This is a genomic window from Azospirillum sp. TSH64, from assembly GCF_003116035.1.
In the GTDB taxonomy this organism is placed as follows: domain Bacteria; phylum Pseudomonadota; class Alphaproteobacteria; order Azospirillales; family Azospirillaceae; genus Azospirillum.
This window is the reverse complement of record NZ_LGQW01000015.1, coordinates 5,825,770-5,843,245: the sequence shown is the minus strand read 5'-3', so window position 1 is coordinate 5,843,245 and position 17,476 is coordinate 5,825,770. Positions and strand designations below refer to the sequence as shown.

Annotated in this window: 17 protein-coding genes; 7 read left to right on the top strand and 10 right to left on the bottom strand. The window is 67.0% G+C overall.

The features are described 5' to 3' along the window. Positions 1-318 precede the first annotated feature (318 nt). Positions 319-2,673, top strand: a complete 2,355-nt coding sequence (locus TSH64_RS27965) for a Tex family protein (protein ID WP_109450094.1) — start codon at positions 319-321, stop codon at positions 2,671-2,673. A 3-nt stretch (positions 2,674-2,676) separates the two neighbouring features. Here the strand turns inward: TSH64_RS27965 and TSH64_RS27960 are convergent, their stop codons facing one another. From TSH64_RS27960 to TSH64_RS27935, 6 genes are all read right to left on the bottom strand, one after another. Further along, positions 2,677-3,312 (bottom strand): LysE family transporter, encoded by a 636-nt coding sequence (locus TSH64_RS27960; RefSeq protein WP_109450092.1) that lies wholly within the window; start codon positions 3,310-3,312, stop codon positions 2,677-2,679. Positions 3,313-3,445: 133 nt separating this feature from the next. Then, complete coding sequence (locus TSH64_RS27955; RefSeq protein WP_109450090.1) at positions 3,446-3,706, bottom strand: hypothetical protein; 261 nt, start codon at positions 3,704-3,706, stop codon at positions 3,446-3,448. A 33-nt stretch (positions 3,707-3,739) separates the two neighbouring features. Next, positions 3,740-4,081 carry a hypothetical protein gene (locus tag TSH64_RS27950; RefSeq protein WP_247873186.1) on the bottom strand — a complete coding sequence of 114 codons (342 nt, stop codon included), beginning with the start codon at positions 4,079-4,081 and terminating at the stop codon, positions 3,740-3,742. 9 nt (positions 4,082-4,090) lie between these two features. After that, complete coding sequence (locus tag TSH64_RS27945; protein ID WP_247873185.1) at positions 4,091-4,960, bottom strand: hypothetical protein; 870 nt, start codon at positions 4,958-4,960, stop codon at positions 4,091-4,093. Then, positions 4,948-5,910: a YqaJ viral recombinase family protein gene (locus TSH64_RS27940; protein WP_109450088.1), complete on the bottom strand. Its 963-nt coding sequence runs from the start codon at positions 5,908-5,910 to the stop codon at positions 4,948-4,950. Before TSH64_RS27940 ends, TSH64_RS27945 begins: the two co-directional genes overlap by 13 nt. A gap of 318 nt (positions 5,911-6,228) precedes the next feature. Next, a complete protein-coding gene (locus TSH64_RS27935) occupies positions 6,229-6,864 on the bottom strand; it encodes a hypothetical protein (protein WP_109450086.1) in 636 nt (211 codons plus the stop codon). A 163-nt stretch (positions 6,865-7,027) separates the two neighbouring features. Here TSH64_RS27935 and TSH64_RS27930 point away from each other — a divergent pair, with 163 nt between their 5' ends. Next, complete coding sequence (locus tag TSH64_RS27930) at positions 7,028-7,348, top strand: heavy metal-binding domain-containing protein (protein ID WP_109450084.1); 321 nt, start codon at positions 7,028-7,030, stop codon at positions 7,346-7,348. 98 nt (positions 7,349-7,446) lie between these two features. Next, entirely contained in the window at positions 7,447-8,661 is a 1,215-nt protein-coding gene (locus TSH64_RS27925; RefSeq protein ID WP_247873184.1) for a homoserine O-acetyltransferase, read from the top strand. 30 nt (positions 8,662-8,691) lie between these two features. Here the strand turns inward: TSH64_RS27925 and TSH64_RS27920 are convergent, their stop codons facing one another. The 3 genes from TSH64_RS27920 to TSH64_RS27910 all read right to left on the bottom strand — a co-directional run bounded on the left by TSH64_RS27920 (position 8,692) and on the right by TSH64_RS27910 (position 12,140). After that, positions 8,692-9,219 (bottom strand): hypothetical protein, encoded by a 528-nt coding sequence (locus tag TSH64_RS27920; protein ID WP_109048318.1) that lies wholly within the window; start codon positions 9,217-9,219, stop codon positions 8,692-8,694. Between the two features lie 94 nt (positions 9,220-9,313). Next, on the bottom strand, positions 9,314-10,867 hold the full coding sequence (locus TSH64_RS27915; RefSeq protein ID WP_109450080.1) for a DHA2 family efflux MFS transporter permease subunit: 1,554 nt from the start codon (positions 10,865-10,867) through the stop codon (positions 9,314-9,316). 163 nt (positions 10,868-11,030) lie between these two features. Continuing rightward, the gene (locus tag TSH64_RS27910; protein WP_109450078.1) at positions 11,031-12,140 is read right to left on the bottom strand and encodes an HlyD family secretion protein; all 1,110 of its coding nucleotides are present in this window, start codon (positions 12,138-12,140) and stop codon (positions 11,031-11,033) included. Between the two features lie 237 nt (positions 12,141-12,377). Here TSH64_RS27910 and TSH64_RS27905 point away from each other — a divergent pair, with 237 nt between their 5' ends. From TSH64_RS27905 to TSH64_RS27890, 4 genes are all read left to right on the top strand, one after another. Beyond that, positions 12,378-13,007, top strand: a complete 630-nt coding sequence (locus TSH64_RS27905) for a TetR/AcrR family transcriptional regulator (RefSeq protein ID WP_247873183.1) — start codon at positions 12,378-12,380, stop codon at positions 13,005-13,007. A gap of 197 nt (positions 13,008-13,204) precedes the next feature. Further along, positions 13,205-14,395, top strand: a complete 1,191-nt coding sequence (locus tag TSH64_RS27900; RefSeq protein WP_109450073.1) for a GGDEF domain-containing protein — start codon at positions 13,205-13,207, stop codon at positions 14,393-14,395. 200 nt (positions 14,396-14,595) lie between these two features. Next, the gene (gene rodA / locus TSH64_RS27895) at positions 14,596-15,762 is read left to right on the top strand and encodes a rod shape-determining protein RodA (protein WP_109453100.1); all 1,167 of its coding nucleotides are present in this window, start codon (positions 14,596-14,598) and stop codon (positions 15,760-15,762) included. Positions 15,763-15,932: 170 nt separating this feature from the next. After that, positions 15,933-16,736, top strand: coding sequence for a family 16 glycosylhydrolase (locus tag TSH64_RS27890; RefSeq protein WP_109450071.1), 804 nt, complete (start codon positions 15,933-15,935; stop codon positions 16,734-16,736). 11 nt (positions 16,737-16,747) lie between these two features. Here the strand turns inward: TSH64_RS27890 and TSH64_RS27885 are convergent, their stop codons facing one another. Next, a complete protein-coding gene (locus tag TSH64_RS27885; RefSeq protein WP_109450069.1) occupies positions 16,748-17,476 on the bottom strand; it encodes an ABC transporter ATP-binding protein in 729 nt (242 codons plus the stop codon).

Here is a 17,476-nt window from a genome sequence, read left to right as displayed (position 1 = left end):
AACCGGACGGCCAAAAAAGAAAAGGCGGCCAGACGGTATCGCCGTCGGGCCGCCCGGAGTTGGTTCGGGAGGAAACGCAACCAAGTTGCACGCAAAGATATAGGCCAATATGGTTAACGGCCGATGAATGGCTGGAGGAAATCAGCCCCTACCGCTTATTTGCGAAATTCCCCGGCGAATGGTTTCGCTGAAGTTTGATGCGCCCTGCCCCTCCTCTGTCACACCCCTCTGCCGAAAGGCCGGGGTGGCGTCACCCGGTGCCGACGCGCTATGACAGACGCCCATTGTTTCGTCACCAGTCCGCAGGATCCCTGCCTCATGCTGTCCATCAGCCAGCGCATCGCCGACGAACTGTCGGTCCGCGAGTCCCAGGTCGCTTCCGCCATAGCCATGCTCGACGAGGGATCGACCGTCCCCTTCATCGCGCGCTACCGCAAGGAGGCGACCGGCGGTCTGGACGATACCCAGCTCCGCACCCTGGAGGAGCGGCTGGGCTACCTGCGCGAGCTGGAGGACCGCCGCGCCAGCATCCTGTCCACCATCCAGGAACAGGGCAAGCTGACGCCGGAGCTGGAGCGCCAGATCCGCCAAGCCGACACCAAGACCCGGCTTGAGGACCTCTACCTCCCCTACAAGCAGAAGCGCCGCACCAAGGCCCAGATCGCCCGCGAGGCCGGGCTGGAGCCGCTGGCCGACGCGCTGCTGGCCGATCCGAAGAAGCAGCCGGACACGGAGGCCGCCGCCTTCGTCAGCGCCGACAAGGGTGTCGCCGACGTCAAGGCGGCGCTGGACGGCGCCCGCCATATCCTGGTCGAACGCTTCGGCGAGGATGCCGAACTGGTCGGCCGCCTGCGCACCGCCATGGCGGACAAGGGTGTCGTCACCTCCAAGGTGATCGAGGAGAAGAAGGCGGAGGGCGCCAAGTTCTCCGATTATTTCGACTTCTCGGAGAACTGGTCGAAGCTGCCGTCGCACCGCGCGCTGGCGCTGTTCCGCGGCCGGGCGCAGGGGGTGCTCGACATCCGCCTGGATCTGCCGGTCGAAGAGGGCCAGCCCCACCCGGCGGAGGGCACCATCGCCGTCCACACCGGCATCCGCGACCAGGGCCGCCCGGCCGACAAGTGGCTGTCCGATGTGGTGCGCTGGACCTGGAAACTGAAGATCGGCCCGCACATCGAGACCGACCTGATGGGATCCTTGCGCGAACGTGCCGAGGACGAGGCGATCCGCGTCTTCGCCCGCAACCTGCACGACCTGCTCCTGGCGGCCCCGGCCGGTCAGCGCGTCACCATCGGGCTCGACCCCGGCATCCGCACCGGCGTCAAGGTGGCGGTGGTCGATGCCACCGGCAAGCTGGTGGAAACGACCACCATCTATCCGCACCCGCCGCGCAACGACTGGGACGGCTCCCTCGCCGTGCTGGCGGCGCTGGCGGCCCGGCACAAGGCGGAACTGATCTCCATCGGCAACGGCACCGCGTCGCGCGAGACCGACAAGCTGGCCGCCGACCTGATGAAGCGTCACCCCGAGCTGTCCCTGACCAAGCTGGTGGTCAGCGAGGCCGGCGCTTCGGTCTATTCCGCCTCCGAAACCGCGGCGCACGAGTTCCCCACCCTCGACGTCAGCCTGCGCGGCGCGGTGTCCATCGCCCGCCGCCTGCAGGACCCGCTGGCGGAACTGGTGAAGATCGAGCCGAAATCCATCGGCGTCGGCCAGTACCAGCATGACGTCGCCGGCGGCAAGTTGGCGCGGTCGCTGGACGCGGTGGTCGAGGATTGCGTGAACGCCGTCGGCGTCGATCTGAACACCGCCTCGATCCCGCTGCTGACCCGCGTGTCGGGCCTGAACGAGACCATCGCCCGCAACATCGTCGAGCATCGCGACCGCAACGGCGCCTTCCGTTCGCGCAAGCAGCTGCTCGACGTGGCGCGGCTGGGGCCGAAGACCTTCGAGCAGGCCGCCGGCTTCCTGCGCATCCGCGACGGCGAGAACCCGCTCGACGGCTCCTCCGTCCATCCGGAAGCCTATCCCGTGGTCCAGCGCATCGTGAAGACGACCGGCCGCGATCTCGGCAGCGTCATCGGCGACGCCCGTTTCCTGCGCGGGCTGAATGCCGAGGAGTTCACCGACGAGCGCTTCGGCTTGCCGACCATCGAGGACATCATCAAGGAGCTGGAGAAGCCCGGCCGCGACCCCCGTCCGGAGTTCAAGACCGCCACCTTCAAGGAAGGCGTGGAGGAACTGAAACACCTCCAGCCCGGCATGATGCTGGAGGGCGTCGTCACCAACGTCACCGCCTTCGGCGCCTTCGTCGACATCGGCGTCCACCAGGACGGGCTGGTGCACATCTCCCAGCTTGCCAACAGCTTCGTGAAGGACCCTCACACGGTGGTGAAGGCCGGCGACGTGGTGAAGGTGAAGGTTCTGGAGGTCGACATTCCCCGCAAGCGCATCGCGCTGACCATGCGCATGGGCGAGGAAGCGCCGCGTCCGGCCCGCCGGGAGGAGCAGCGCCGTGACGAGCGGGGACCGGGCCGTCCGCCGCAGCAGCAGGATCGCCGCCCGGCGGCCCCGGCAGCCAAAGCTGCGCCGAAGCCGGCCAAGGCGCCGGAGCCGGTCAACAGCGCTTTCGCCGAGGCGTTCGCCCGGGCGCAGTCGGGCAAGAAGAAGTAAGGGTCAGGGAGAGGGCAGAGCGTCCGCCATCAGGCGGACGCCCAGTCCACCGATGGCGGCAGCGGCGAGCCGGTCGACCCAGCGCTTGGACCGCAGGTAGGCGGCGCGCGGCCGGCCGGCTGAGAATACCGTGGCGACGATGGCGTACCAGCCGGCTTCGATCAGGAAGATCGCCGGCGGCAGCAGGACGGACAGCCAGACCGGCGGTTCGGCCGGCATCAGTGCTGCGAAGATGCTGCCATAGACCAGCGCCGTCTTCGGGTTGCTCAATTGCGTCAGCAGACCGAACAGCATCGGCCGCATCAGCCCGGCGGGTGCTGTCTGCCCCTCCTGCGCCACCACGAGCGGCGCCGCGGCACCGCGCCAGATGCGGACTGCGAGGTACAGCAGATAGGCACCGCCCACGAGCTTCAGCACCGCATAGAGCCAGCCGACCTGCGACAGCAATGCATGCAGCCCAAGCAGCGCCAGAGACGCGAAGAACACGCCGCCGATCCCCATGCCGAGTGCTGTGGCCAGACCGGCCCGGCGGGACACGGCGATGGAGGTGCGGGCGACCAGCACGAAGCTCGGCCCCGGACTGGCGGCGCCGACCGCTATGGCCCCGGCGATGCTGACGAAGGCAAGTGCGGGATCCATATCGCTCCCCTTCCGCTTGAAGGTGGCGACGATAGCACAACCGCGGCAGCCCGCGAATGGCGGACAAAAAAGTCCCCTCGTCCGCGGGGGGAACGAGGGGACGAAGGCCGATGGCTTGGCCGTTACGGGGATGTCATTCGGCCGCCATCAGCATCGGCGCCTCGTCGCGCAGCCGGTTCACCGCCACATAGCGGTCGAGCGCGTCCAGGCATTCGCTGAGGGTTCCGGAGCCGACCGCACGGCAGTCCTCGAAAGCATGCGGTTCGGGGCGGAACCAATGGGTGATGTAGCATTCCTCGCGCCCGTCCAGGCTGAGGGTGAGGGCGAAGCGGCCCTCACGCCCAAGATGGGCTTGAGCGGCGCGCAGACGCGCCTGGACCTCTTCTATCGTCATGGGATGATATCCTTCCCTTGATGCCGCCTGCGGTCAGGCGGCGTGAGCGAACTTGCCGTCTTCCGATTCAGAATCTTCCAACCGTCGAGCCCAGTCGATGTCACGCGACAGCGAGTCGACAAGGATGCGGGCCGCACCTGAGGTTTCCGCCGGCGTGTCGGACCGCAGCAGTCCCGACAGCCGCATCGCCAGCGTTTCGGCCTCCGCCTCCACCCAGCGGGCGTAGTGGCGGCGGCGCTGGTCACGATTCCAGTACCAGCGCGGCAGCTGCGCGTTGGCACGTTCGAACTCGCCTTCCCAAGCGCTCATGCGGAATAGACCGCTGGGCGACCGGTCGCCGGTGCTCTGAGTCGTCCTGGGAGTGGTCTGGGTCATGGCCTTCCGTCAGGCGGCTTCCCGCCCGTCCTCTTCCTCGCGCTTCAGAATCTCGGCCTTCTTCTGGGCGAACAGGCCGGTGATGCGGTGCTGGGCGGCGCGGTCCACGGCGCCGATCTCGCGCAGGCGGGTGCCGACGCCCGACCGCCAGACCTCTTCCAGGTCATCGAGGTCCAGGCAGGCCCCCAACCGGCGCTTCACCTCCGCCTCGAAGGCTTCGACGGCGGCGGGTTGCAGATCCGGGTTGGACTTGGCGGCATAGAAGGCCTCCGACTCCTCCCGGTACTTGCTGTCGTCGAACTGGCCCATATAGACGTCGGCGGCCAGACCGATCTGCAGCAGGCATTTGCCGACCGCGTCGGTCATCGACATCTTGAAGCACTCGTCGTCCGGCATCTCCATGCCGTTGCGGCGGCGGACCATCTCGGTCCCACCCCACTGCGGGCCGGTGAAGCACTTCTCCTTCGTCTCCGGGTCGACGTACCAGACGCGGGCGCAGATGAAGATCATCCGTTCCGCAATGGTCCAGTCGACCTGCTCATACCCCCAGCCCTTGCCGATCGGGCCGAACACCTCGGTCATCATCTGGAAGCGCCATGTCGGGTCGATCTGCGTACCGCGGAAGCCGCCGGCACGGGTGAAGGGCTTGGTCGCCTTCGGATCGGTGCGCTTCAGCCGGTTCCACAGGAACATGGTGTCGATGCGCGGCGGCTCCTCCGCCCGGCTGCCGCCGGCGGAGCCCCTGGACCCCTGCGAGCCGCGGCTGCTGCCGGACTTCGGCTCTGCTGGAACGGTCTCCGTCACGTTGGACTCGGCTACGCTGGATTCGGCGTTTTCTGTATCGGCAACGACGTGGTCGGTCTTGCTCATGCGTCCCATGACTTGGGTCCTTCTTGTCCAAACGTTTCGGCTCTCCCCTCACCCCAGCCGGCGGTCAGCGCTGCTTCCAGGCTGAATTCCACCCCGTTCGGGTCAGCGGAGGGCACCCAGGATTGCGCGTCCGCCAGAGCCCGGCGCGGCGGTGCGCCATAGCGCAGGCTGAGCCGGCCCTCACGGTCGCGCGCGAGATAGAGTCCACCGGCCTGACCGGTGGCGACGAACGCGATGCGGGCATCGTCGGGCATCAGCGACTTGAGGGCGGCCTCGGCCTCCTTCACTTCAAGCGCCGCCGACCGGTTGGCGACCAGCCGGTCGGCCAGCGCGCGGAAGCGGTTGTGCCGCCCCATGTCGAAGACGCGGCCAGCTTCATAGGACGGGCCGTCCATCGGCATCGGGTCCGACGGCTCGACGTCGTTGACGACGTGCCACCAGAAGGCTTCCAGCGTCTCGACCAGCCGCTCGACATCGTCCGGCCGCCGCTCCACCGTCACCAGGCTGTGGCCGGTGGGGCGCAGGATCGACAGCAGCGCACGGTCCAGACCGACCACCTCCAGCTGGTGCTGGACCTGCCAGTGATAGCGGCGGGCGAGATCGGCATCGCTTTGGAAGCCGCTGTTGAACTTCGCCTCCACGATGATGTCGAGCGGACCGTCCGCCACGCTGCCGGTCAGGAAGTCGGGATGGGCGACCATCCAGTCATGCTCGGCGTGTCGGTAGGTATCGGGTGCCGCAACGCAGGCGCGGCCGGTGGCATGGGTGACGAAGCGCGGGTGCAGATGCTCGGTCGCGATTCCGATCTGCACGGCGGCGACGAGATCAAGATTTTCAGGCTCGACCCGTCCGGTCTTCTCGCGCCACAGCGACAGCCAGTCACCGGCCATCACGCGCGTCGCATCCGACGACCCGATCCGCCCCGCCCGCAAGTCCCGCTGTGCCTGAGTGATCGCCATGCTGTCCCGCTTTTCCCGGTTTCGGGCCCTTCCAGGCCGCCTTTCCGGCTTTGAAGCGCGGCCTTTGCTGCGACTTCGCAGCATGTGTTTTGGCTCGCCTCACCGGACTCCGAATATGGGATGCGAACACGCAGCTTTCAAGAACAAAACATGAACCTATGGCTTAGCCATAGACCAGATCAAAGACCTGAAAACACGCTATATTTGGTGTGTCCTGACGAGAGTCGTCACAAGTCAAAACGGACGGAGTAGAGCTGGCCGTTTTTGCGAGTCGCGGCGGATGGGAACACGCACCGCGACTCTGTCCGCCACTGGCTTTTACATGCGAAGCGCTCGCACCACGTGAACGGCGACTCCGGCGACATGGGCACGGTCGAAGGCGGTGGGGTGGCAATCGGGATCGGTCGACACCGGCATCAGGTGGGGCGGGAAGAAGCGGTATCCGCAGATGGTGCCCTCGCCGACCGTCACCACCACGTCGCCCGCCTGCGGCGTCAGCACGTCCAGCGGTTCCAGCACCACGCAGTCGCGCGGCAGCACGCCGGCGGCGTCCAGGCTCTTGGACAGGATGCGCAGCGCGAAGGCCCGGCGGGAGGTGTGTCCGTCCATGGCGACCGATGCCGCCCCCTCCTTCAGCGCTCCGGCCAGGAACGCCTCCCCCGCCCTGCGGCCGAGGTCGAGGAAGAGGTGCGCCTGTTCCAGCGTCAGCACCGGCACGCGGGTGACCGGCGCATAGGCATGGTCGTCGAGGAAGCGCGGCTCCGACCCGGCGACGCGGGCCAGACGGGCCAGCGTGTCGGCGCTGGGCACGCTGCCCATCGCCGGATCGCGCAGGAAGCGGGTCAGGTTGGTGGCGGTGACGCCGGCCAGCCGGGCCCAGCCGCCGGCGCTCCAGTCCTTCGCCTCCATGACGCCGGTCATCCAGCGCAGGATGGCTCGCCGCGTGTCGTCCATCGCTCTCCCCCTCGGCAGTCCCCCACCCTGTCCTACACGGTCGCGACCGGATGGGGGAAGGCGCGATGGACTCAAACCCGCTGCGATTTCGCAGTGCCGCCTTGGACTCCGCCGTGGCGGCCCCATCTGTGCGGCATCGAAGCCAACAGAAGGAGTTGCGACCGTGATCGTCACCAGCACCGATTCCATCGAAGGCCGCCAGATCACCGAGTATCTCGGCATCGTCGCCGGCGAGGCGATCATGGGCGTCAACGTGTTCCGCGACCTGTTCTCCTCCGTGCGCGACATCGTCGGCGGCCGGGCCGGCGGTTATCAGGCGGCCCTGCGCGAGGCGCGCGAGGCGGCCTTCGCCGACCTGCAGGACTCGGCCCGCGCCCTGGGCGCCGATGCCGTGGTCGGCGTGGACGTCGATTACGAGGTGCTGGGCAAGGAGAACGGCATGCTGATGGTGTCGGTCAACGGCACCGCCGTGCGCCTCCGCTAAAGGCAGCCCCTGACCGTAAGCGTCAGCGAAGGCGTCTGGACAGGCCCGACCTTATGCGTAGACTCCCCCTCCAGCTAACACTTCGAGGGGGGATGCACATGCGTGGGGTTGTCCGCGGTTCCATCCGGTCAGGCTGCATCGGCGGCCTCGCCATGGCGGCGTGCCTGTTCGGCGCCCTGCCCGCTCTGGCACTCGACGCCATCGTCGAGAAGAAGGTCTTCGAGATGCCGTCCTACACCACCACCGGTGGCGGGACTATCAAGAATGTCCGCATCGGCTGGGAAAGCTACGGCAAGCTGAACGACGCCAAGGACAACGTCATCCTCATCACCCATTTCTTTAGCGGCAACAGCCATGCCGCCGGGAAATACAAGGCCGATGATGCCGCTCCCGGCTATTGGGACAGCATCATCGGTCCCGGCAAGCCGCTGGATACCGACAAATACTTCATCATCGCCTCCGACACGCTGGTGAACCTGTCGCCCAAGGATCCCAACGTCGTCACCACCGGCCCGGCCAGCATCAACCCGGACACCGGCAAGCCCTATGGCATGAGCTTCCCCATCGTCACCATCCAGGACTTCGTCAATGTCCAGAAGGCGCTGGTGGACAGCCTGGGCATCAAGACCCTGCAAGCGGTGATGGGCGGCTCGATGGGGTCGCTCCAGGCCTTTGAATGGGGGGCCGACCATCCTGAGATGGTCAAGCGCGTCATCGCCGCCATCGGCGGTCCGGAGGCCGACCCCTTCCTGATCGGCTGGCTGAACCTGTGGGCGGCGCCGATCAAGCTCGACCCCAACTGGAACAACGGCGACTATTACGGCAAGGCGGAGCCGAAGGCCGGCCTGACCGAGGCGCTGAAGCTGGTCACCCTGCACGCCCGCCACTGGAAATGGGCAGACGCCGCCTTCGGCCGCAAATGGGCGGAGGACGGCAAGGATCCGAAGGCCGCGATGGGCAACCAGTATGCCATCGAAGCCTGGCTGGAGAAGGCGGCGTCCGGCCGCGCCGCGGTCAGCGACGCCAACCATTTCCTCTATCTGGTGAAGGCCAACCAGACCTTCGTCACCGGCAACGGCGCCTCGCTGGAGGATGGCCTGGCGAAGATCAAGGCCCCGGTCCTGCTGATCCCGTCGGCCGACGACCTCGTCTTCCCGCCCGACCGCAACATGCGCCCGCTGAAGGACCGGCTGGAGAAGCAGGGGAACCCGGTGGAGTACACCGAGTCGATCACCTCGACGCTCGGCCATCTCGACGGCGTGGTGAACATCGGCAAGGCGGGCGACACCATCGCGCAGTTCCTGGCGAAGTGAGGTGCCGGGGGCTTCGGACGCCGGAGCCCCCTACTCCCCGCTGACCGGCGCTCCCCGGAAGTTCAGCAGGCTCGGCGCCTTGTCGATGATCTCTTCCAGGATCAGCGACGCGGTCTCCAGGTCGCGGTCCAGTTCCGGGCCGAGCTTGCCGACATAATTGGGCCGCTTCAGCTTTTCCGCGGCATCGTGCAGGCTGCGCAGCTCGGCGACGAAGATCTCGCGGGCCCCCATCGGCAGGATCGGGTTGGCCGACAGCACGAAGAAGAAGCGCATGCTGGCCCGCACCAGAAGGGCCAGCATCACCATGTCCAGCTTCTCGAACTGGTCGCGCAGATCGTCGGAACGCGCATCGACCAGATTGCGCAGGCGCTGTTCGATCAGGATGACCAGCGCCTGGAACTCGCCCACCTTGTCGCGGAAATCGCGGTAGGCGCCGAAGCTGTGCTTGCTGGCCTCATGCTCGGCCAGCTGGGCCAGCTTCGAGGCCTCGCGGCACTGGCGCTCCAGCGCGCCCAGCAGTTCCTTGACCTCGGTTCGGGTGTATTGGCGCTTGCTCATGGGACTCGGCGGGGTTCTGTGCAGATGTTCCGGCGGGCGTTCGGACGCTCGGTCAAGCTATAGCACAACCCACGGGCGGCAACCTATCCCATGCTCAATGGTCCGCCTTGACCGGACCGCCCGGACGGCGCACCAGCGGCATGAACAGCAGCGCGCCGAAGAACACCGCCGACATCAACAGCATGGCATCGTTGAAGGTCAGGATCAACGCCTCGCGCTGGACCAGCCCGACCAGACGGGACATCGCGGCGGCGGTCGGATCGGCCACCAGCCCGTCGAAGCGCTGGCTGAGGCTGTCGACCATCTGCTGCACCTCCGGCCGGGCGAGGTTCATATTGTCGCCGAGCCGGTTCAGGTGCAGCGCGTTGCGGTCGGTGAGCACGGTGTTGATCGCCGCCAATCCGATGGCGCCGCCCAGGTTGCGCATCAGGTTGTAGAGGCCCGACGCGTTCTTCAGCTTGTCCGGCGGCAGGGTGCCCAGCGCCACGCTGTTGATCGGGATGAAGCACAGCATCAGCGACATGCCGCGCACCGCCTGCGGAAGGAACAGCTCCCAGAAGCCGGTGTCGGCGGTGAAGTGGCTGTTCAGCCAGACGCCGGTGCCGAACAGGATCAACCCCAGCGCCAGCATGGCGCGCAGGTCCATCCGCTTCGACAGGGCGCCGGCGATGGGCGCCGACATGAACTGGAAGATGCCGGTCACGAACATGATCTCGCCGATCTGCAAACTGTTGAAGCCGCGCACGCGGGCGAGGAACAGCGGCTGCAGATAGACCGACCCGTAGAGACCGATGCCGAGGATGAAGCTGTAGAGCGAGCCGATGGCGAAGTTGCGGTCGGCGAAGGCGCGCAGTTCCACGATGGGATTGCGGTAGGACAGCACCCGCCAGAAGAAGCCGGCGGCGGCGACGGCGGCCACCACCGCCAACGCGAGGATCGTCTCATCGTCGAACCAGTCGTTGCGCGGCCCCTCCTCCACCACATATTCCAGGCAGCCCAGGAAGGCGGCCATCAGCCCCAGCCCCAGGAAGTCGAAACCCTTGCGCAGTTCCGGATTCGGCCGGTCGACATCGACCAGGAACCAGACCAGCGAGGTCACCAGGATGCCGGGGATGACGTTGGCCAGGAACAGCCAGTGCCAGGACAGGTGCTGGGTCAGATAACCGCCCAGCGTCGGGCCGATGGTCGGCGCCATGGTGGCGACCAGCCCCATCATGACCGTGACGCCGGCGCGCTTTTCCGGCGGGAAGATCATGAAGCTGGTGGCGAACACCGTCGGGATCATCGCGCCGCCGATGAAGCCCTGCAACGCCCGCCAGACGATCATCGATTCGATGCCGCCGGCAAACGCGCAGGCGACGCTGGTCACGGTGAAGCCGGCGGCTGCCAGGGTGAACAGAATGCGGGTCGACATGATGCGCGACAGGATGCCCGACAGCGGGATCATCACGACCTCCGCGATCAGGTAGGAGGTCTGCACCCACGAAATCTCGTCGGCGCTGGCGGCAAGGCCGGCCTGGATTTCCGACAGCGAGCTGGAGACGATCTGGATGTCCAGGATCGCCATGAACATGCCGACGACCATCGCGAAGAAGCCGGCGATGTCGCGGGAAGTGAGGGGGCGCATGCCCTGGGCCGGTGTCGCCATGGAACCGCTGCCTTCCGTCGCGGCCGAACGACTGCCGCCCCGGGGGTGGCCCCAGGGCCGACTTCGGCCGATATGCTGGCTGGATCTATCGACTTGAATTGCGGACAGGGACGCCGCCCCGAAGGGGGAGGAGGAGCGGCGTCCCCGCCGGAGCCGTGGCCGCTTACTTGGCGGCCACCGCCTGCTTGTCGGTCAGCGCGCCGAAGACGCCGCCGCTGGCCAGGTGCGGCTGGCTGTCGGCACCGCGGGTGTCGACCTCCGCCACCACGGACAGGCCGGGGCGCAGCAGGCCGGCCAGCGCGTTGTCGCGCGGCAGGGCGATGCGGACCGGAACGCGCTGCACGATCTTGGTGAAGTTGCCGGTCGCATTCTCCGGCGGCAGCAGCGAGAACTTGGACCCCGAGGCCGGGGCGAAGCTCTCCACCGTGCCGATCAGATGGCGGTCCGGGAAGGCGTCGACGGAGACGCTGACATGCTGGCCGGGGCGCATGCGCGACAGCTGGGTCTCCTTGAAGTTGGCGACCACATAGACGTCGGGCAGCGGCACCAGCGACAGCATCTGCACGCCCGGCCGGGCATACTGGCCGACCTGGACGCCGCGGTTGCCGATCACGCCGTCGACCGGCGCGCGGATCACGGTGTTGTCCAGATCGTTGCGCGCCGTCTGCAGGGTGGCCTGCGACTGGGCCAGATGGGCTTCCGTCTCGGTCCGGGTGGCGTGCAGGACGTTGACCTGCTCGTTCTCCGAGGCCAGCGCCGCCCGCGCCTTCGCCACCTGGGCCACCGCCTTGCGCAGGTCGGCGTCGGCGGTTTCCAGCTTCTGGCGGCTGGTCCAGCTGTCGCTGGCCAGCGAGCGGTTGCGCTCATAGTCCTGCTGGGCGCGGCGCTGTTCGGCCTCGGCGCTCGCCAGCGTGGCGGCGGCCTGGTCGATCACCGTGCGCTGAAGTTCCAGCTTGCTGTCCAGCGTACCGAGCGCCGCTTTCTGCGCGGTCACCGCGGCCTCGGACTCCGCCACCTTGGCGCGGAAATCCTGGTCGTCGAGGATCGCCAGCACGTCGCCGGTCCTCACGAGCTGGTTCTCGGCGACCTTCACATCGCGGACATAGGCGGAGATCTTCGGGCTGACGACGGTGATGTCGCTCTGCACATAGGCATTGTCGGTCGATTCCATGAACCGGCCTTCCGTCCACCACCGTTCGCCGGCGACGGCGCCACCTGCCAGCACGGCCAGCGCAACGCCCGACAGCACGATCTTCCGCACGCCATTCGCCATTGTCTCTATCCCCAATCCACCGCGGTCCGGTCAGGATTCCGCCGATGCGCTCTTGCCGGCGCCGTCACGGAAAAGAAACTGAACCGTTCAGTTTAGTCTTGCCGGAAGATGGCGGACGGCCTATCTGTTGTCAAGACCGAACTGAACGGTTTAGTTTTTGGCAATTGGTGTCAGGGGGCTTGTCGGGCGATGCGGAACGCGGTAGGGGCCAAGCACATGGACTCAGGCGAGGCGCGCATGACCACCTTGGTTGCCCCCACTCCCGAAGCAGGATCGAAGCCGGCCCAGATCATGGACGCGGCCGGCACCCTGTTCCTGGAACATGGCTACAGCGCCGTCAGCATGGACGCGGTCGCCAAGAAGGCGAACGTTTCCAAGGCGACCCTGTACGCCCATTTCGGCAGCAAGGAGGAGCTGTTCCGGGCGATGGTCGCCTGCGAATGCGCGAACTCCGTCATGGCCGGCATCTGGGACGATGCGATGCGCCTGCCGGCGGCCGACGGGCTGCGTCTGATCGGCAAGACCTTCGTCCGCTTCATCGCTTCGCCCAAGGCGCTGGGCCTGTACCGGATGGTGCTGGGCGAGGTTCTGCGCCAGCCCCAGCTTGCCCAGGCCTTCTACGACAGCGGCCCTGCCGAAACCTTCCAGCGCGCGCACCAGTTCATGGCCCATATGGTGGAAAGGGGCGAGCTGGCGATCACCGACTGCGACCTCGCCACCCACCAGTTCTTCGGTCTGCTGAAGGCCAACATGCACATGAAGCTGCTGCTTTGCCTGAGCGAACGGCCGAGCGACGCGGATCTGGAGCGATTCGTCGATGCCGCCGTCGATCTGTTCGTCAAGGGCTATGCGCCCGAGGCACGCTGAGGGCCGCTGCGCCTGAAATACGCCCAATGAGAGTTGAGCGGCAGTGCTCACAAACCCTCAGTTGGTGCCAGCGGCAATCCAGATCCAATAGTCATAAATCCAGCGGCAAAACTCGCCCCCTTCGGCTTGTCACCGGCCAAGGCTTCGTATAGCGTGCCCATGACATACCGGCGTAACGGTGCGTGGCGGGTTTGCGGATGGATTTCGAGACGACCTTCATCGCGCAGGTCATCACTGTTATCGGCTTTGCGGTCGGCCTGTCCATTGCCGTCGCCTCCGGCCGCTATCCGTATCACATCCGCAACTCCCTGCGCGCCTATGCCTATGGAAAATTGCTGCTTGGCTCCGCCTTCCTGATCGCGGGCCTGCGCGGCGGGGCGGCGCCGGAGTTGCTGGTGCCGCTTGCCAACGGGTTGGGGGTCGCCGGGTTGGCGATGAACTACACCAGCGTCCGCCATCTCCAGAACCGGCCGGTCAGGCGTCTCATGCCGGTGGCAGTCGGACTGGCAGTGGCCCTGGCCTGTTCTCTGCTGCTGCTCGTCGGCGGCATCTCCCATGTCCGCATCCTGACCAGCTTCGCGACCTCTGCCATATTGCTCGTCATCGCCTTCGAGGTTCTGGTGCGTTATGAGGATCGCGGCATTCCCCATTATGTAACCGGACTGCTATCGGCCACATTGGCCGTGGTGTATCTGGTCCGCATGGGAGCGGGCATGGTTCAGGGGGAAATGCCGGTCGATCAGATGGTGGACGACCGTGTGGAGCGGGTCACCTTCCAGCTGTCGATGCTGGGCACCGTCATGGGTGCCATCAATTACGTCCTGATGGCCAGCGACGAGTTCAACCGCGAACTGACGAAGCTCGCCCACACCGACGGGCTGACCGGCAGCCTGAACCGCCGCCGCCTGTTCGAACTGGGCGAGGTCGAGTTCCGCCGCGCCCGCCGCCATGGCCGCGACCTGACGGTGCTGGTGCTCGACATCGACCGCTTCAAGGCGGTCAACGACCGGGCCGGCCATCCGTTCGGCGACCGGGTCATCCAGGCGGTGGCCGACTGCTGTGCCGCGCAGATCCGGCGCGAGGATTCGGTGGGCAGGATCGGCGGGGAGGAATTCGCCATCCTGCTGCCGGAAACGGGCGTCGAGGCCGGCCGGCTGCTGGCCGAACGGCTGCGCAGCGCCATCGAGCGGCAGTTGGCCCAGTTGGGCGCCGAAGGCGGCGTGACGGTGACCTGCAGCATCGGCGGCGTCAGCCTGACGCGGGAACACAGCGAGTTTTCCGACCTGATGGCCCAGTCGGACAGCGCGCTCTACGACGCCAAGCATGCCGGGCGCAATCAGGTGCGTTTCTACCCGGCGGTGGCGTTGACCCCTGCGTTGCACGCCTGACGGACAGGAAAGATCCGCGCGGGACCGGTTGGAAAAAACGGCCCCGCAGGCAATGGCGCACGGCCGCCTTTACCCGCGGGGCCGCATGCCTCATTATCCGCGCCGGTCCCCGCCGGCCGGTCTACTCCGGTCGATAGTCCGGGGCCGGCTTGCCGGGTCCGATCCGGCTCCGTCCCTTCCGGCAACATCGGCGCAAGGTCGTGGTTCTTTCCCATCTCGGCTCCGGCGGCCTGGAGCCGCAGCGGTCGCAGCTGACGCTCGGCTCAAAATTCAGGCTCATCAACTGGGGGCTGGTCCTGCTGATCTGCACGATCACCGGGGTCGGCGTCGGACTGCTCTATTCCGCCGCCGGCGGCCATTGGAAGCCGTGGGCGCAGCCGCAGCTGGTCCGCGCCATTCCCGGCCTCGTCCTGATGCTGGGCATCGCGCTGGTCGACATCCGCCACCTGATGAAGTCGGCCTACGTCATCTTCTTCATGGTGCTCTGCCTGCTGATTGCGGTGGAGCTGATGGGCCGCATCGGCATGGGCGCCCAGCGCTGGATCGACCTCGGCTTCTTCCAGCTCCAGCCGTCGGAGCTGATGAAGCCGGCGCTGACGCTGGCGCTCGCCCGCTATTTCCACGGGGTGACGCTGGACCAGATCGGCCGGCCGCTTCTGCTGATCCCGCCGCTGCTGCTGGTCTTCACGCCCGTCGCCTTCGTCCTGATGCAGCCCAACCTCGGCACCTCGCTGCTGCTGATCATGGGCAGCGGCGCCATATTCTTCGCCGCCGGCGTCCGGGTGTGGAAATTCCTGCTGGTGATCGGCGGCGGCCTCAGCGCCATCCCCATCGCCTGGGAATTCCTGCACGACTACCAGAAGCAGCGCGTCTACACCTTCCTCGATCCGGAGACCGATCCGCTCGGCGCCGGCTACAACATCCTGCAGTCGAAGATCGCGCTCGGCTCCGGCGGCCTGTTCGGCAAGGGCTTCATGTCCGGCTCTCAGAGCCAGCTGATGTTCCTGCCGGAAAAGCACACCGACTTCATCTTCGTCGTGCTGGCGGAGGAGTTCGGCATGGTCGGCGCCGCCACGCTGCTGGCGCTCTACATCCTGCTGTTCATCTATGGCTGGGTGATCGCGCTGAACAGCCGCAGCCAGTTCGGCCGGCTGGTCGCGGTCGGCATGACGGCGCAGTTCTTCCTCTACGTCTTCGTCAATGTGGCGATGGTGATGGGGCTGATCCCCGTCGTCGGCATCCCGCTGCCGCTGGTGTCCTATGGCGGATCGGCGATGATGACGCTGATGATCGGCGTCGGCCTGCTGCTCAGCATGTCGGTCCACCGCGACGTGCGCATCCCCAAGAGCGGCGTCACCGACGTCTGATGTCCCGCTTCCGACATCCCCCATTCGGTTCGGTTATCGGCTGAGGTACGCCGGGCAAGTGCCTGCCGCACCCCGGCCGCGCCGTTGCCGCTTGGCCCCGCTCTCGCGATATCGGGGTGCAGGCCGACCGATCTTGCGGGTAGGCCCGGTATCAGCGGGAGGAAATGGCGATGCGGAGAGATGCCGTAGGACAAAGCGGGCGGACGACGGCGATCGGGGCGGGCCTCGCCGCCCTTCTGCTCGGCAGTGCGCCGGCGTTGGCGGACTCGCTGTTCAGCCATATCGGCGGCAGCTTCAGCGAGACGGCCGGGTCCTTCGAGACCTCGCGCTGGCAGCGGTCCGACGGATGGAAGTCCGGCGGACACATGAACTGCACCTGGAGCCGGGCCAACGTCACCGCCGGGAAAGGCCACCTCGCCCTGTCGGTCAGCGACCGGATTGCCGGCAGCGAACGCGTTTCCGGAAGCGATCGCTATTCCTGCGGCGAATATTCGACGCACCGCTTCTACGGCTACGGCGCCTACACGGTGTCGCTGAAGGCGGTGAAGGCCGATGGGGTGATGACCTCGGTTTCGCACTACACCGGCCCGCCCTTCGGCGATCCGTGGGACGAGATCACCATGGGGATCGCCGGCAAGGACACCACCAAGCTGGAGATCAGCTATGTGGTCAACGGCGCCGGGCATCGCAACACGGTGGTCGATCTCGGCTTCGACGCCGCCAAGGGCGTCCACAGCTACGGCTTCGACTGGAAGCCCACCGGCATCGTCTGGACCGTCGACGGCAAGCCGGTCCATCAGGTGTCGGGCAAGCCGGAGGAGCTGCCGCGCATGCCCGGCCGGCTGATGCTGCGCTTCTGGAGCGCGTCCGGCGACACCGAATGGCTGCGCCGCTTCACCTACCCCGGCCATCCCCTGGCCGCCGAGGTCGCCTCCGTCACCTACCGCGAGGATCCGGCGAACCTCAGCAACTGAGGACCGCCCGGTCAGTCCAGCGCTTCGGCGCCCAGGTAGGATTCGACGACGCGGGGGTCGGCGACGACCTCCGCCGGGGCGCCGTCGGCGATCTTCTCGCCATGGTCCAGCACCACCACGCGGTCGGACAGCGCCATCACCGCGCGCATGACATGCTCGATCATCAGGATGGTCAGGCCTTCGCGCCGGTTCAGGTCGCGCAGGACCTCGACCATCCGGTCGACCTCGGTCGGGCGAAGCCCCGCCAGCACCTCGTCCAGCAGCAGCAGGGTCGGACGGGTGGCCAGCGCGCGGGCGACCTCCAGCCGCTTGCGGTCGGGCAGGGTCAGGCTTCGCGCCGGACGGCTGGCCTGATCGGCCAGTTCCAGCCGCTCCAGTACGGCGCGGGCCTGCCGCCTCGCGGTCTCCACCGACCGTTCGCGGGCCAGCGCGCCGACCACGACATTCTCCTCGACCGTCAGCTGGCCGAAGGGCTTGACGATCTGGAAAGTGCGGCCGATCCCGGCGGCGCAGACCTGGTTGGGCTTCAGGCCGGTCAGGTTGCGGCCCTTCAGCGTCACCCGCCCCTCGTCGGGCGGAAAGACGCCGGCGATCAGGTTGAAGGTGGTGGTCTTGCCGGCGCCGTTTGGACCGATCAGCGCCAGGATGCGCCCCTCCGGCACGGCGAAACTGACCTCCGACACCGCCTTCAGCCCGCGGAACCGCTTGGACAGGCGCTCGACCTCAAGCAGAGCGGTCAT